Source organism: Nocardioides sp. F233 (assembly GCF_057813895.1).
Genome location: NZ_JBVASH010000007.1, coordinates 235,500 through 250,781, shown reverse-complemented (window position 1 = coordinate 250,781; position 15,282 = coordinate 235,500). Strand labels below are relative to the sequence as shown.

15 protein-coding genes and 1 riboswitch are annotated in these 15,282 nt (G+C 68.7%); of the genes, 6 read left to right on the top strand and 9 right to left on the bottom strand.

What is annotated here, in order from left to right; genetic code table 11:
• Positions 1 to 381: 381 nt before the first annotated feature.
• The gene (locus ACZYRU_RS23850) at positions 382 to 2,238 is read left to right on the top strand and encodes a serine/threonine-protein kinase (RefSeq protein WP_488959594.1); all 1,857 of its coding nucleotides are present in this window, start codon (positions 382 to 384) and stop codon (positions 2,236 to 2,238) included.
• A gap of 270 nt (positions 2,239 to 2,508) precedes the next feature.
• Here the strand turns inward: ACZYRU_RS23850 and ACZYRU_RS23845 are convergent, their stop codons facing one another.
• Positions 2,509 to 3,417, bottom strand: coding sequence for a hypothetical protein (locus ACZYRU_RS23845; protein ID WP_488959593.1), 909 nt, complete (start codon positions 3,415 to 3,417; stop codon positions 2,509 to 2,511).
• Between the two features lie 346 nt (positions 3,418 to 3,763).
• On the bottom strand, positions 3,764 to 3,940 hold the full coding sequence (locus ACZYRU_RS23840) for a hypothetical protein (RefSeq protein WP_488959592.1): 177 nt from the start codon (positions 3,938 to 3,940) through the stop codon (positions 3,764 to 3,766).
• Positions 3,941 to 4,161: 221 nt separating this feature from the next.
• On the opposite strand from ACZYRU_RS23840, the gene ACZYRU_RS23835 reads away from it, so the two are divergent.
• Positions 4,162 to 4,464 carry a hypothetical protein gene (locus ACZYRU_RS23835; RefSeq protein ID WP_488959591.1) on the top strand — a complete coding sequence of 101 codons (303 nt, stop codon included), beginning with the start codon at positions 4,162 to 4,164 and terminating at the stop codon, positions 4,462 to 4,464.
• Positions 4,465 to 4,532: 68 nt separating this feature from the next.
• Here the strand turns inward: ACZYRU_RS23835 and groL are convergent, their stop codons facing one another.
• The 3 genes from groL to ACZYRU_RS23820 form a co-directional block, all read right to left on the bottom strand.
• Positions 4,533 to 6,161, bottom strand: a complete 1,629-nt coding sequence (gene groL, locus ACZYRU_RS23830) for a chaperonin GroEL (protein ID WP_488959590.1) — start codon at positions 6,159 to 6,161, stop codon at positions 4,533 to 4,535.
• Between the two features lie 102 nt (positions 6,162 to 6,263).
• Complete coding sequence (locus tag ACZYRU_RS23825) at positions 6,264 to 7,121, bottom strand: ATP-grasp domain-containing protein (RefSeq protein WP_488959589.1); 858 nt, start codon at positions 7,119 to 7,121, stop codon at positions 6,264 to 6,266.
• Positions 7,122 to 7,131: 10 nt separating this feature from the next.
• Positions 7,132 to 7,959: an SGNH/GDSL hydrolase family protein gene (locus ACZYRU_RS23820; protein ID WP_488959588.1), complete on the bottom strand. Its 828-nt coding sequence runs from the start codon at positions 7,957 to 7,959 to the stop codon at positions 7,132 to 7,134.
• Between the two features lie 86 nt (positions 7,960 to 8,045).
• Here ACZYRU_RS23820 and ACZYRU_RS23815 point away from each other — a divergent pair, with 86 nt between their 5' ends.
• Complete coding sequence (locus tag ACZYRU_RS23815; RefSeq protein WP_488959587.1) at positions 8,046 to 8,714, top strand: hypothetical protein; 669 nt, start codon at positions 8,046 to 8,048, stop codon at positions 8,712 to 8,714.
• A 2-nt stretch (positions 8,715 to 8,716) separates the two neighbouring features.
• Here ACZYRU_RS23815 and ACZYRU_RS23810 read toward each other — a convergent pair whose 3' ends face one another.
• Entirely contained in the window at positions 8,717 to 9,184 is a 468-nt protein-coding gene (locus ACZYRU_RS23810) for an OsmC family protein (RefSeq protein WP_488959586.1), read from the bottom strand.
• A gap of 87 nt (positions 9,185 to 9,271) precedes the next feature.
• Here ACZYRU_RS23810 and ACZYRU_RS23805 point away from each other — a divergent pair, with 87 nt between their 5' ends.
• The 3 genes from ACZYRU_RS23805 (at position 9,272) to ACZYRU_RS23795 (ending at position 12,536) form a co-directional block, all read left to right on the top strand.
• Positions 9,272 to 10,861 carry an acyl-CoA synthetase gene (locus ACZYRU_RS23805; RefSeq protein ID WP_488959585.1) on the top strand — a complete coding sequence of 530 codons (1,590 nt, stop codon included), beginning with the start codon at positions 9,272 to 9,274 and terminating at the stop codon, positions 10,859 to 10,861.
• A 93-nt stretch (positions 10,862 to 10,954) separates the two neighbouring features.
• On the top strand, positions 10,955 to 11,314 hold the full coding sequence (locus ACZYRU_RS23800; RefSeq protein WP_488959584.1) for a YciI family protein: 360 nt from the start codon (positions 10,955 to 10,957) through the stop codon (positions 11,312 to 11,314).
• Between the two features lie 10 nt (positions 11,315 to 11,324).
• The gene (locus ACZYRU_RS23795; protein WP_488959583.1) at positions 11,325 to 12,536 is read left to right on the top strand and encodes an RNA polymerase sigma factor; all 1,212 of its coding nucleotides are present in this window, start codon (positions 11,325 to 11,327) and stop codon (positions 12,534 to 12,536) included.
• Between the two features lie 12 nt (positions 12,537 to 12,548).
• On the opposite strand, the gene ACZYRU_RS23790 is transcribed toward ACZYRU_RS23795, so the two are convergent.
• The 3 genes from ACZYRU_RS23790 to otsB all read right to left on the bottom strand — a co-directional run bounded on the left by ACZYRU_RS23790 (position 12,549) and on the right by otsB (position 15,234).
• Positions 12,549 to 12,827 carry a MoaD/ThiS family protein gene (locus tag ACZYRU_RS23790; RefSeq protein ID WP_179729727.1) on the bottom strand — a complete coding sequence of 93 codons (279 nt, stop codon included), beginning with the start codon at positions 12,825 to 12,827 and terminating at the stop codon, positions 12,549 to 12,551.
• Between the two features lie 38 nt (positions 12,828 to 12,865).
• Positions 12,866 to 14,149: a threonine synthase gene (gene thrC, locus ACZYRU_RS23785; protein ID WP_488959582.1), complete on the bottom strand. Its 1,284-nt coding sequence runs from the start codon at positions 14,147 to 14,149 to the stop codon at positions 12,866 to 12,868.
• A 10-nt stretch (positions 14,150 to 14,159) separates the two neighbouring features.
• Positions 14,160 to 14,304: riboswitch (SAM riboswitch) on the bottom strand.
• Positions 14,305 to 14,382: 78 nt separating this feature from the next.
• Positions 14,383 to 15,234 carry a trehalose-phosphatase gene (otsB, locus tag ACZYRU_RS23780; RefSeq protein WP_488959581.1) on the bottom strand — a complete coding sequence of 284 codons (852 nt, stop codon included), beginning with the start codon at positions 15,232 to 15,234 and terminating at the stop codon, positions 14,383 to 14,385.
• Positions 15,235 to 15,282: the final 48 nt, after the last annotated feature.

The window sequence follows — 15,282 nt, the reverse complement described above, 5'->3', positions numbered from 1 at the left end:
CATCGGGCAGGGTCGTAGTGAGGGCGGTCCGTCAAACCGCCGCGTCCGCCCTAGGCCCCGATCGCTTCCAGGCCAATGAGCGGCCTAGAAGGGCGTGGACGACACCGTACGCATCGCAGACGCCAGACTCGGGCCTTGGCCCGGCAACTAGTGATCGCCAAGTCCATGACGACCGACAGGGTCACCCTGCCATTGCCGGCGCCCATCGGGGGCTAGCCCGATCTTCGCCAACTCAGACGTCGCCAAAGCAGGTTTGACCTCGTGCGTCGCAGCTGTTGCGGGGGCGGGCGTTAGTCGTCCCCATGGGCTGTCGCGGTCGGGCATCGCCCCGCGTTTCGACCGATGTGGGGGCGTCCTTGCGAGTTCAGTAACTTGGTCAGCATGACGCGAGCGACTCCTGACATCGACGGTGTCTCATACACCTTCGAATCAGTGCTCGGACAAGGCGGCACGGCCGAGGTCTGGAAGGTGCGATCCTCGGCAGACGGCAGAGTCTACGCCCTCAAGCGAATCGCAAAGGGTGTCGGATCGCGCCGACGAAACGAACGATTCCGCAATGAGATCGAGTTTGGCATGTTAGCGACGAATGATCACGTTGTGAGAATTCACGCGGAGTCCGAGGACCAAGATTACTTCTACTACACCATGGACTTGTATTCGAAGAGCCTCCGCGAAATCATCGCAGAGGAGTCCGATTACGAAGTTCTTCTCGATTACCTTTACCAGCTTTGTGATGGCCTGGCCTACGTACATCGTCAGGGAATCGTGCACCGAGACATCAAACCCGAGAACATCCTAGTCGACCCGGAGAACCGGCGATTGGTCCTTGCTGATTTCGGGATCGCTCACTTCAAGGATTCAACTCTAACCAAGCGCGGAGAACTGCTGGCCAACCGCAACTATCAGGCCCCAGAGCAGATGGCGATGAAGAACGCAGGAGACATCGGTGAGCCCGCCGATATCTTCGCGCTTGGGCTTATCATCACCGAGGTGTTTACGAAGCAGAACCCTCGCGGAATCCGGCGTCTGCGGGTGGGGGACATTCACCCATTCCTTTCCGATCTCGACCTACTTGTCGAGAGGATGCTGCAACAGGACGAGAACCAGCGAATCGGCGCGGAAGCCGTGCGGGACTCGCTCCACCTGATCCGCAGGCATGTCAGGTCCAGGGTTGAGGAGATCGGCGAGGAACTGCGAGGCACCGACGGGCCGATTGGCGGAAACCACTCCGAAACCGACCTGATTCTCGAGCGGGCCGGTAAGGATGTCCTGTCTGCAAAGTACATCTTCGAGCGAGTCCCAGATGATCACCTCTCGCGCTACAACCCGAATTACCACTGCGAAATCAGTTACAGCGCGAGCGCGGAGTTGTACAACGCCTGCGTCCAATCAGAACTGTACTCGATCTGCAAAGCGAAGTTTCAGTACGAAGCCAGCGGAGGTTGGAGCGAGTCGGACATGGATTTAGTTGTCTCCCCACGCAAGGCGTCCCTTCTGCGCGAATTCGAATCCATTCAGCGACAATATCCGCTGCCGCCATACTCGATCTGGCGCGGCGTGCCGCGCATGGCCGCTCACTATTTCCGATTCTGCAAGGACTATCACTGCGAAGAACTGATGGAAACCACCCGTCGACTGGTATCGATCTCGTCGGACTCAAGGGTCGGATCATTTCGCCACGATCTCATGGATGCTCCAATAATTTGGATTGCCACCAGCGCGAGGCGGTATCTCAGGACCGACCTCTTCGAGACGTCTACGCAGAACCTTCAACGGATCGAGTTCGAGCGTCAGGTGAGTGTCCATTGGGAGGGTACCTGCCTGGACGACTCCTCCCGAACGAGTGTCGGCGCCGACCTTTTCAGCGAGCCCTATGACGCGGAGTCCGTTTCGCACATACTTGAGGAATTCGGGAAGCGATGGGATGTTTCCTTCGGGGAACGGGTCGACGGACGTTACTCGATCCACTTCCGGTCGCGCGACGAGTACCTGCGGTTCCGCAAGGAAGCACTCGGCCTTGCTGCTCCGTATGACGTCTTCGAGGCGGATGTACGAGATCTGCTGCAACCCGAGGATTCCTACGAGGACCTCGTCGCACTCATCTGGGATCACGAGTTCGATATCCGAAGCACCCTAGCCAAGCTCTTGAGGCTCCGGGAGATCTCGGAGGATCCAGCACGGCCGGACTCCCAATCTCTGTCGTCGACGAGTCCCCGCAAGGGGTCGACCCCCGCATAATGGCGAGCGACAGCACGGAAAGATGAAGTCGGTGGTGAAGTCGCGTTCGGAGGCACGCTGAGAACTGAAACCGCGTCCATCGACCTCAAGCCCGCCACGGGCAGATTGCGACAGATCTATCCTTCCCGTCCAAATGGACGATGGCGAGGTCGCGGCCGAACAAAGTGCAGCCCCCGCGTCCTACCGCCGCGATTCGGCCTTGCTCGGTGTACGACGAGCGTCTCTTGCTGCCGTGGCGCGCGGCGGATCTTGACCGTTCGCTTCTCAAGTTCACGGGGCGAGTAGAAGCTGCTCCAGTTCTGATGGTGACCAAAGGCGACTTCCCTCGATTGCTCTCGTCAGAAGGCTGCCGAGTACCTCTTGGGCTCCCGATACGTTCCCGAGGACGTCTGCCGCAGGAAGGGTCGCACCGTGCACCACCTTGGAGCGCCTGTCGTACATCTTCGTCAGCGACCTATAGCGGGTAAGGCGATGCGCTCCCGGAGGATGCAGAACGGCGGCGACGTAGAGGGATAGACGAAATCGAAGTTCGGTTGAGATGCCGATTAGGGCTTCGATCCCTGCCCATGCCTTGCTGGCTGCCATTCTCGGATCGGCCTCGTCGAAAGAGCCCGAGTAGGACGCCAGGGCGAAGTGGAATCTAGCGTCGCTTCGGAGATCAAGAGCCCCCATGAATGACTGCCCCACCCACTCGCAGTCATCAGCCGTGACATTGACTGCCGCGCCAGACGGCCACCAGTTCGGCTGAGAATGAGCCAGAGCCACTGTTTTGGTCTGGTGCCCAAGTGGCAGTCCATCGGCGAGGTCCCACGGCACATCTGAAATCTCGCAGGTCGTAAAATATCCGCCACAACGAATCTTCAACAGCGTCGATAGCGTCCAGAGAACCCCGTCGATGAACCAGTCGGTGTCCATTGAGACTCTGGGCGAGTAGCACGCCAATTGATGACGGGGGGCGAGTAACCTCGTCGACTCGCGTCCGGCGAATACGATGGGGTGTTTGAGTTTCTCGATCGTGAATAATCTGCCGATCGTGAGAGAGTCAGCGTCGGTTTGAACGCCGCTCAGCGCGACAAAGAGACCTGTTTGGTGTCGCGAGGCCGCGAATCTCGCCTCCGCTGCCTCTCTTTGCGCCACCAAGAAGTCGACTCGCTCCGAATGCGCGTCCCTCGGTTCCATGGGGAAAGACTAGGGCCCTCGCAGGGACCACGCTCTCGGCTTTCGGAACATGTAGCTGTCCTACAAACTTTCCTTCAACGAGAGAGACTCGGGGACGGTAACTGGTGACACGCCGCTCGCTGACAAGCGAGTCCTCATGCCGCGATCCAGTCAGCCCTAGAACGATCCGCCGGAACCGCCCTCAGGTCGCACAAGGTGCTGCACTCCGCCGCGATGCGGCTAGCGGCCGCCACAAAGGGTCAGGGCGGCACAGCCTCTGCTCGCCGCACAGGCAGACGCGACCTGGCGGTCCGTCAGCGAGGTCGAGTCGCGGACTCGATGGCGGGTGCCCCGTCCTCACTGGCGATCAGCAGGGGTGGATCGCCGCGTTGAAGCAGATCAGGTCGCCCTGGCTCGGCACGACCGGCAGGTCGTCATGACTCTCCCGCATCGCCGCACGCTCCCGGGCGGCCTTACTTGCCGCGAGCCTTCGGCGCTCTCGTCGCCGCCCGAGGACGAGACCGATCCGGTCCGACACGACCATGCCTCCATCATGGGACGAACGGCTCCCCCTGTCGAACGATCCGCGACGAGCGTCGCGGGGATGTCCCGGTCCGGCTCGACAGCAGGTCGCGGTGGCTTCGCCCATGTTGGTGATGCGAACGCCGGACCCCGGGTCGAGTCTGAACGGGGCGAGACGCCCGGCGCGGCTCATGGCGCGACTCGAAGGTCCGCCATGTCGGAATCGACGAAAGGGTGGACGAGATGACGATGAGGCGATGGTGCGCGGGCGCGGCCTGCGCGGTTGCACTGGTGGCAGGGTCGGCCGGTCCGGCCTTCGCCGGCGAGGTGAAGGGTCCCCCGGGCACCCCGGACAACACCAATGAGACGGGCGCGCTCGATCACGCCAACTCCGCGTGCGCGGCCAGTGGGCTGAACGACCTTGACTCCGAAGAGGGCCAGACCGCCTCCCAGGTCCAGACCGCCGCGGACTCGTGGAAGTACTACGGCCTGCCGAAGGGCGCTCCCGGGAAGCTGGGGCTGTGTCGAGGCGGAACCGGCGAGTAGGAGAGAAGCCACAGGGCCCCCGCCGAAGCGAGGGCCCTGTGGGATGAAGCAGGTGAAGCAGGCGGGACTCAGAAGTCCATGCCGCCCATGCCACCGGTCGGGTCGCCACCAGCGGCGGCCTTCTCCGGCTTGTCGGCCACGACGGCCTCGGTGGTGAGGAACAGCGCGGCGATCGACGCGGCGTTCTGCAGCGCAGAGCGGGTGACCTTGGCCGGGTCGATGATGCCCGAAGCGAGCAGGTCGACGTACTCGCCCGTGGCGGCGTTGAGGCCCTGGCCGGCGGGGAGGTTGGCAACCTTCTCCGCGACGACGCCACCCTCGAGGCCGGCGTTGATCGCGATCTGCTTCAGCGGGGCCGAGACCGACGCCTTGACGATCGCGGCACCGGTGGCCTCGTCGCCCTCGAGCTCGAGCTTCTCGAACGCGGCAGCGGCGGCCTGGACCAGCGCGACGCCACCACCGGGGAGGATGCCCTCCTCGACGGCCGCCTTCGCGTTGCGGACGGCGTCCTCGATGCGGTGCTTGCGCTCCTTGAGCTCGACCTCGGTGGCCGCGCCGACCTTGATGACGGCCACGCCGCCGGCCAGCTTGGCGAGGCGCTCCTGGAGCTTCTCACGGTCGTAGTCGGAGTCCGACTTCTCGATCTCGGCGCGGATCTGGTTGACCCGGCCCTCGATCTGGCCGGCGTCGCCAGCACCCTCGACGATGGTGGTCTCGTCCTTGGTGATGACGACCTTGCGGGCCTGGCCGAGCAGCTCGAGACCGGCGGTCTCCAGCTTGAGGCCGACCTCCTCGGAGATGACCTGGCCGCCGGTGAGGATCGCGATGTCCTGCAGCATGGCCTTGCGGCGGTCGCCGAAGCCCGGGGCCTTGACGGCGACGGACTTGAAGGTGCCGCGGATCTTGTTGACGACCAGGGTCGACAGCGCCTCGCCGTCGACGTCCTCGGCGAGGATGACGAGCGGCTTGCCCGACTGCATGACCTTCTCCAGCAGCGGCAGCAGGTCCTTGACGTTGCTGATCTTGCTGTTGGCGATGAGCACGTAGGCGTCCTCGAGGACGGTCTCCATGCGCTCCGGGTCGGTGACGAAGTACGCCGAGATGTAGCCCTTGTCGAAGCGCATGCCCTCGGTGAGCTCGAGGTCGATGCCGAAGGTGTTCGACTCCTCGACCGTGATCACGCCCTCCTTGCCGACCTTGTCCATCGCCTCGGCGATGGCGTCACCGACGGTGGCGTCGCCACCGGCGGAGATGGTGGCGGTGGCAGCGATCTGCTCGCGGGTCTCGACGTCCTTGGCCATGCCCAGGAGCTGCTCGGAGACGGCGGCCACGGCGGCCTCGATGCCGCGCTTGAGACCCATCGGGTTCGCGCCGGCGGCCACGTTGCGCAGGCCCTCCTTGACGAGGGCCTGGGCGAGGACGGTCGCGGTCGTCGTGCCGTCACCGGCGACGTCGTCCGTCTTCTTCGCGACCTCCTTGACCAGCTCGGCGCCGATCTTCTCGTAGGGGTCCTCGAGCTCGATCTCCTTGGCGATGGAGACACCGTCGTTGGTGATCGTGGGGGCGCCCCACTTCTTCTCCAGCACGACGTTGCGGCCCTTGGGGCCCAGGGTGACCTTGACGGCGTCCGCGAGCGTGTTCATGCCACGCTCGAGACCGCGGCGGGCCTCCTCGTTGAAAGCAATCAGCTTCGACATAACTCCTGCGATTCCTTCGCGATGTCCGTTGTCACTCTCAAGGCGAGAGTGCCAGCATCATGTTTAGCACTCGACCATGGCGAGTGCAAGGAGAAGGGGTGGTCAGGAGCGGGCCAGACGGCCCGCGACGAGGGTCGCGAACCGGTCCGCGTTGGCCGGGTCGACGTCGAGGTAGAGGCCCGGCTCGATCAGCTCCAGCTCGCTGACCACCCAGGAGTCCTGCCAGCGCAGCAGGTCGACCCGCGCATAGGCCAGGTCAGCGCCGCGACGCTCGGCGACGGCGCGCACGGCCGCGGCCGCCACGGCCGCCCGCTCGGGGTCGAGCGCGACCGCGGTGTTGCTGCCGCCATGCAGCTCGTGGGCCCGGATCTCCCCGACCGCCACGGTCTTGTCGACTTGCGACACCGCGACGCCGTCGAAGACATAGACCGAGCTCTCCCCCGTCGTCCGGATCGCGTCGACGAGGGGCTGCACGATCCACGGCCCGGCGACGAGGCCCTCGAGGCGCGGGTCGTCGAACCGCTCGACCACGACGACGCCGATCCCGCCGGCACCCGTGCGCGGCTTGACGACCACACTGTCCCAGCGCTCGAGCGCCGCGACCAGGCCGCCGGCCAGATCGGCGTCGTCGAGGAGCGTCGTCGGCACCACGGGGACTACGTCGGCGATCTCGGCGAGGTAGGCCTTGTCGGCGTTCCAGGCGACCACGCCGGCCCCGTTGAGCAGCGTCGTCGACGCCTCGACCTCGCGGGCCCAGTCGAGGAAGGCGGGCAGCCGGCGGTGGTAGTCCCAGGTGGACCGGATCGCGACCAGGTCGGCGTCGGCCCAGCCGGCGTCCGCGTCGTCCCAGCGCACCCAGCGGCTCTCGATCCCCCGGGCGTCGAGGGCCGCCGTGAGCGCGGCGCCGCCCGGCTCGCCGTCGGGCATCAGGTCGAAGGTCGCCAGCAGGACGGAGGTCATGGGCCCCACGCTAGGAGGCGGGCGCCTGGTGCCCGAACGGCACCCGCTCCGCGTGCCCCAGCGCCAGCAGCACCGACGGCAGCAGCGCCTTGGCCGTGCGCTTGTAGCCCAGCGCGCTGGGGTGGAACCGGTCCAGGCTGAACATCTCGTCGGGGTTGGTGATGAAGAAGGGCCCGACGACGTGGGCGAGCGAGACGGCGTGCGCACCATTGCGTACGGCGACCTCGGCCTGCGCCGCCGCGAGCTGACGCGACATCCGCGAGCCGAGCGACCGCAGCGGTTGCGGGACCGGCCGCAGCGCACCCAGGTCGGGGCAGGTGCCGACGACGACCTCGGTCCCCTCCGCGCGCAGCCGCGCGACCGCCTCCTCCAGCTGCGCGGCCGAGGTCGCCACAGGGATCCGGTGGGTCACGTCGTTGCCCCCGATCACGATCACCGCGACGTCGGCGTGGTACCCGGGCGGCAGGCCGTCGAGCTGCCCGGCCAGCGCCGAGCTCTCGGAGCCGACGACCGCCGCGGTCCGCAGCGCGACCGGTCGGCGTACCTCACCGGCCAGGCCGCGCGCGACCCGTGCGCCGAGGGTGTCCTTGGCGCGCTCGGCGCCCAGCCCGGCGGCGATCGAGTCACCGAGGACGAGCAGGTGCAGCGGCGGCCCGTCGTACGACTTCTTCTTCCAGACCTTGTCGGCCGGGATCGCCTGCTCGCCCAGCGGCTTCCCGATCCGGGCGCGGGCGATCGCGGCCTGCCGGCGCAGCAGCTCGCGGCCACCGCCGGTCGTCACGCCGATCCCGGCGAGGGCGACGCCGGCGGCGACGAGGGCGGTACGGGTACGGCTCATGGCTGCTTTGAACCAGACCGGCCTGAACGGATCGTGGCTTCGCGGTTTCGCCCCGGTGTCGGGCACCTCCCACCTACGATCCGGGCATGCTCTCGCGCCTCTCGGTCGTCCTCGCCTGCGCCGTCCTGCTCGCCGGGTGCGGCGGTGAGCCCGTCGCCGAGGAGGACAAGATCCTGATCCCGTCGACGTCCTCACCGCTGGGGCCGTCGGACGGAGGGAAGGGCGACGCGTCCGCGGCGACGAAGCCGAAGAGGGAGAAGCAGAAGAAGGCGAACGTGGTCGTCGCCGCGCACGCCGGCATCCGGTTCACCGCTCCGGCGGGCTGGGCGCAGTGGACGGCGAAGGACCTGCAGGGCACTGCCCGCAGCGCCGAGCTCCAGGGACTGCTGGACCGCATGGGGATGACCCGCGAGCAGTTCGCCAGCGCGCTCGACGACTTCGACGCGTTCCTCGTCGGCTTCGCCGGGAACCTCAACGTCTCCACGACCGGCACCTCGCTGCCTTCCGAGGCCGAGATGCGCTCGCAGTACGCAACGGTCACCTCGTCCATCGACGGGGTCGAGGACGTCGACACGGCCGCCGGCCCGGGCCGGCTGATCCGCTACTCGATCACCTTCGGCAGCCGCACCCAGTACGGCGCCTCGCTGCTGCTCCTCACCGGTGGCCGGGTCGCGAACCTGACGATCACCACGGCCGACGCGTCCGAGACCCGGTCCCGGATGGCCGACGTGCTGCCGACGATCCGCCGCGCCTGACCTCAGCCCGCGACGAGCACCGTCGCCTCGTGGCCGACGGGGAAGTTGACCGACGCCGCGATGAAGCAGTTGGTGCTGGCCTCGCCGTGGATCTGCTGCGCGACCTCGGCCATCGACGCGTCCGCCACCGTCACCCGCGGGCGCAGCGTCACCGAGGTGAACCGCCCGCCCTGACCGACCTGCTCCATGGTGCCGACCGGGCTGTCGTCGTACGCGACCACGACGACGCCGTGGTTGACCGCCGAGTGGAGGTACGACAGCAGGTGGCACTGGGCGAGGGCGGCGAGCAGCAGCTCCTCCGGGTTCCATCGCGAGGCGTCGCCCCGGAAGGTGGGATCGGCGGAGCCGAGCAGGTCGGGCTTGCCGGCCGCGGTCAGCAGGACGGTGCGGTCGTAGTCGCGGTAGCCGGAGGTGCCCGTGCCGCGGTTGCCCTGCCAGACCAGGTCGAGCGCGTAGTGGTGGTCGGTCACCGGGCCATTGTCCCCACCGGTACGGACAGCGTCACCGAGTGGGACGTTCACTGGCAGGAACTTGTTCTAGTTTGGCACTCTTCTCCTGTGACCCCCACCACAGAGACCACCGCGCGCCCGATCAACCTCGCCGACGTGCTCGAGGCGATGGCCGACGCCCTGCCCGACCGGGTGGCCGTCCACACCGGCGACCGGGTGTGGACCTTCGCGGAGATCGATGAGCGCGCCACGCGCCTGGCCAACCACCTGGTGGAGCTCGGGATCCAGCCCGGCGAGCACGTCGCCGTCCACTCGACCAACCGGATCGAGTGGGTCGACGCGCTCTACGGCTGCCTCAAGGCCCGGGCGGTCCCGATCAACATCAACTACAAGTACCTCCGCGACGAGCTGGCGTACCTCTACGGCAACGCCGACTGCGTCGCGACCATCGTCGCGCCGGAGCACGTCGACGCCGTGGCCGAGCTCGACCTCCCGACCCTGCGGCACACGATCGTCCTCGGCGAGGAGTACGACGCCGCGCTGGCCGCGTCCTCCCCCGAGCGGAAGGTCACCGGCCGGAGCGCCGACGACCACTACGTGCTCTACACCGGCGGCACGACCGGGTACCCGAAGGGCGTCGTGTGGCGCAACGAGGACCTGATGCGGGCCGCCCTCAACGCCGCGCGGTACGGCGCCCCGCTCGACTCGATCGAGCAGCTGGTCACCGAGGCGAGCGCCACCGAGAACCCGATGGTGCTGCTGGCCTGCGGCCCGATGATGCACGGCGGCAGCCAGTGGATCCTCGGCAACGCGCACGTCGCCGGCCAGACCGTCGCGCTCTACACCGAGCCGCACTTCGACCCCGCGAAGATCCTCGACCTCGTCGAGAAGGCGAAGGTCGTCTCGATGACCTTCCTCGGCGACGCGATGGGCCGTCCGGTGGCCGAGGCGATCCTCGCCGAGCCCGACCGTTGGGACCTGTCCAGCCTGGCCGCGGTCTCCAACGGCGCCGCTCCCCTGTCGGACGGCGTGCGCGAGGAGATCCGCCGCGCGCTGCCGGGCCGGTTCATCCTCGACTCCTACGGCTCCTCGGAGTCCGGTGCCGCGGGCTCCCGGATGGACGACGGCACCGACGGCGGCCAGAGCGCGCCGCGGTTCACCGTCACCGACCAGGTCGAGGTCTTCGACGCCGACTTCAAGCCCTGCCCGGTGGGCGCCGACGGGATGCTCGGCCGCTCCGGCCCGGTGCCGCTCGGCTACTACAAGGACCCGGTCAAGACGGCCGCCACGTTCAAGGAGATCGACGGCGTGCGCTGGGCGATCCCCGGCGACTTCGCCCGCCGCGAGGAGGACGGCTCGGTGACCGTGCTGGGTCGCGGCTCGGTGTGCATCAACACCGGCGGCGAGAAGGTCCACCCCGAGGAGGTCGAGGCGGTGCTGCTGCGCCACGACGACATCTTCGACGCGGTCGTCGTCGGCACCCCGCACGAGCGGTGGGGCCAGCAGGTGACCGCGCTGGTGCAGCGCCGCGAGGGCTCGACGCTGACCGAGGACGACGTGCGCGACCACTGCCGGGCGCTGATCTCCAACTACAAGGTGCCGAAGACGATCCTGTTCATCGACGAGGTGCCGCGCACCCCGGTCAGCAAGGTCGACTACCCGGCCAGCGCGGCCCTGGCGGCACAGCTCCTGGGTTGATCCGGCTGATTCGGACCGGGCTGTCGATTCGCCGGTCGCTCGGCCGTCATCTGGGTGACAGACTCACACCCATCCCTTGAGGAGATGATCCCGATGACCACGTACGTCGTACTCCTGACCGGCGACGAGAGCCTCTGGGCGAACGCCAGCGACGAGGAACGGGCCGCCATGTACGCCCAGCACGCCGAGTTCAGCCGGCTGCTTGAGGAGCGCGGCCACAAGGCGACCGGCGGCGCGGAGCTCACCCATTCCCGCACCGCCCGGATCGTCCGCCGAGACGCCGCGGGCACGGTCGCCGTCACCGACGGTCCGTACGTCGAGAGCGTCGAGCAGCTCGGCGGCTTCTACGCCGTCGAGAGCGACGACCTCGACGACCTGCTGGAGATCTGCGCCGTGCTCGCCCCTCCGGGCGGCGCCGGCGTGGAGGTCCGCGCCGCCGTCGACCACGGGTAGCGCGCACCGGGTGGATCCGCTCGAACGCGTCCTGCGCGACGAGTGGGGCCGACTGCTGGCCCTGCTCGTCGCGTGGTGCCGCCGGGTGGACCTGGCCGAGGACGGCCTGGCCGACTCCTTCGAGGCGGCCGCGCGGACCTGGCCGGGGACCGGCGTACCCGGCAATCCCGCGGCCTGGCTGCTCACCACGGCCCGGCGGCGGATCACCGACGCGCTGCGCACCGAGGAGGTCGCGCGACGCAAGGAGCCACTGCTCGTCATCGACGCCCACACCGCCGAGGACGCGCGGCGGGTGATGGCGGACGGAGGCGAGGTGCTCGTCGACGAGCGGCTGCGGCTGGTGCTGCTGTGCGCCCATCCCCGGCTCTCCCACGAGGCTGCGGCGGCGCTGACGCTGCGGCTGGTGCTCGGCGTCTCGACCGAGGAGATCGCGCGGCTGTTCCTGGTCCCGACCGCGACCATGGCGGCCCGGCTCACCCGCGCCCGCAAGAAGCTGGCGGACGCGGCCTTCACGCTCCCCGACGGCCCCGAGCTCGCCGAGCGGGCCGGGACCGTCGGCGACATCGCCTACCTGGCCTTCACCACCGGCTACGCGCCCGGCACGGGCGCCGACGTGCTGCGACCGGGCCCGGCCGGCGAGGCGATCCGGCTGGTGCGGGTGCTGCGCACGGTGCTCCCGCCCGACGTGGACCGCAGCGAGCTCGATGCCCTGCTCGCGCTGATGGTGCTGCTGCACGCGCGTCGCGACGCCCGGGTCGTCGACGGCGCGCTGGTCCTGCTGGGCGACCAGGACCGGGAGCGCTGGCACCACGACGAGGCGCTCGAGGCGCTGGACCTGCTCCGCCCGCTGGTCGGCGCCCCGCCGGCGCCGTACCTGCTCCAGGCGCTGATCGCCGCCGAGCACGCCGTCGCGCCCTCCCCCGGCGCGACCCGCTGGGACCGCATCGCGGAGAGGTACGACGAGCTGCTGGCGCTCCGGGACTCGCCCGTCGTGCGCCTCAACCGGGCGGTCGCGGTCGCCGAGCGCGACGGCCCTGCCGCCGGGCTGGCCGCCCTCGATGGCGTCGCGCTGCCGGGGCACCGGCTGCCCGCCGTACGCGCGGCGCTGCTGGCCCGGCTCGGCCGGCTCGACGACGCCCGCCTGGCGTACGACGCCGCACTGGCCCTGTGCAGCAACGACGCCGAGTCCGCGTACCTGCGGACCCGGCGTCGGGAGCTGTGATGCGGGGCTGGTTCAGCAGCCGCCGGCGACCGCGGGGATCACCGAGACCTCGGCGCCGTCGGGCGTCGGGGTGCTGAGCTCCTGCTCGAAGCGCACGTCGTCGTTGTTGACGTAGACGTTGACGAAGCGGCGCAGCTTGCCGTCCTCGTCGAGGATCCGGCCCTTGATGCCGGCGTAGTTGGCATCGAGGTCGTCGAGGATCTCCGCCAGGTTGGCGCCGGTGGCGCTGACCTCGGACTCACCGCCGGTGTAGGTGCGGAGGATGGTGGGGATCCGGACGCTGACTGCCATGGAGCTCTCCTGCTGAAGACGTGGTTGGGGGTCGGTGCTCAGATGCCGGTGGCCTTGAAGGCCTTGTAGCTCGGCGCGATGGTCGCCGCGGCGCCGACCTGGTCGGCGATCGCGTCGAGGGTCTTGAGGCCGTGGCCGGTGTTGACGACGACGGTCTCGAGGTTCGGGTCGAGCTGGCCGGTCTCGACGAGCTTCTTGGTGACCGCGGTCGTCGTACCACCGGCGGTCTCGGCGAAGATGCCCTCGGTGCGGGCGAGGAGCACGATGCCGGCGCGGATCTCGTCGTCGGTGACCTCCTCGACGGCACCGCCGGTGCGGCGGGCGATGTCGAGGACGTAGATGCCGTCGGCCGGGTTGCCGATGGCCAGGCTCTTGGCGATGGTGTCGGGCTTGACCGGGCGGATCGCGTCGGTGCCGGCCTTGTAGGCGGTGGCGACGGGGCCGCAGCCGGTGGCCTGGGCACCGAAGATCCGGTACGGCTTGTCCTCGACCAGGCCGAGCTTGATCAGCTCCTGGAAGGCCTTGTCGACCTTGGTCAGCTGCGAGCCGGACGCGACCGGGATGACGACCTGGTCGGGCAGGCGCCAGCCGAGCTGCTCGGCGATCTCGTAGCCGATCGTCTTCGAGCCCTCGGCGTAGTAGGGCCGCACGTTGACGTTGACGAACGCCCAGCCCTCCTCCTCGCCGGCGATCTCGGAGGCGAGCTTGTTGACGTCGTCGTAGTTGCCGTCGACGGCGACCAGGCCGTCGGTGAAGATCGCGGAGTTGACCTGCTTGGCGTGCTCGAGGTTGCTCGGGATGAACACGACGGTCTTGATCCCGGCGCGGGCACCGGCCGCGGCGACGGCGTTGGCTAGGTTGCCCGTCGAGGGGCAGGCGAAGACCTTGGCACCGAGCTCGCGGGCGGCGCTGAGCGCGCAGGCGACGACGCGGTCCTTGAAGGAGTTCGTGGGGTTGGTGGTGTCGTCCTTCACCCACAGGTTGGCGATGCCGAGCTCGCGACCGAGGTTGTCGGCCTTGAGCAGCCGGGTGAAGCCGGGCTCGGTGTTGGGGCTGGTCTCGATGTCGGTCGGGACCGGCAGCAGCGCCTTGTAGCGCCAGATGTTGGGCGGGCCGGCCTCGATCTCCTCGCGGGTGATCGTCGGGAAGTCGTAGGAGATCTCCAGCGGGCCGAAGCACTCCGGACAGGCGTAGAACGGGCCCAGGTCGACCTGGTGGCCGCACTCGCGACAGGAGAGGGTGGTGGCGTTGCCGAACGCACCCTCGCGCAGGCCGGGCTTGGCAGTGGTCGTCTCGGGCGACTCGGTCACAACGGCGCTCATGGATTCCTCCTTCTCATCTGTCCCGGCGGCTCTCGCGCGGGTCGGATTTGGCACCGTTTCCGCGACGCCGACCTCTGCAAGCAGGTGTCAGACGGGAGTTCGCGGCGGTTGCCGGGACTTCTCAGGGCCGTTCCCTCAGTCCCTCTGGATGAGCACGCTCAGCCTAGGGGCGATCCCCCGCCGACACCCAATCGGGATCCCAGATGTCGAGACTGTTGTCCGAAGTGTGAGACTCAGGCGGTGCGACGGGCCGCGCGCGCGTCGCCGGCGAGCTGCCGGAGCAGGTCCAGCACGCCGGTGGGCCCGTGCACGACGACGTCGGAGAGCGCGACGAGGGCGCTCTGCTCGTCGGAGGCCGAGCACACCCGCAGGGTGGCCAGGCCGCGCTGGCCGAGCTCCTCGACCGCCTCGAACGCCTCGACGTCGCCGAGGTCGTCGCCCGCGAACAGGAAGCCGTCCGCCTCGAGCACCGCGGCGAGCCGGTGCACGACCATGCCCTTGTGGGAGCCGGCCGAGCGGACCTCGATCACCGACTTGCCGGGCTCCAGGACCAGGCCGTGCCGGCTGGCGAGCTCGCGCAGCGGCGGCAGCAGCCGGTCGAAGGCGCCCTCGGGATCGGGCAGCCGCCGGGTGTGGACGGCGACGGCGAGGCCCTTGTCCTCGACGTACGCGTCGGTCGCGCCGGCCGTGCGCAGCGCACGGGGCAGGTCACGCTCGAAGGTCGCCAGCCCGCGCGGGGGCCGGGCGCCCATGATCCGGCGGTGGGTCGAGCTCCAGCGCTCGTTGCCGTACTGCCCGAAGACGAAGAGCTCCTTGCCGGCCGCCTCGAGCGCGTCGCCGACCTCCTCCAGTCCCCCGAGGTCGAGAGCCTGGCGTGCCGGGCGACCGGTGATCACCGCGATCGCGGCGACCTCCTCGGCCAGCGCCCTCAGCACCTCGGGCGCGTCCGGGTGGATGTGCGCCTGGGCAGGATCGTCGACGATCGGCGACAGGGTGCCGTCGAAGTCCAGGCCGACGACCGTGCGCGACGCGACGCGCACCAGGGCGTCGTACCGCTGCTCACCGGAGTCGGACGTGAACCTCACGCCCCCATCCCATCACGTCACCGGCGACGGTGGATGACGGGAGGGTGA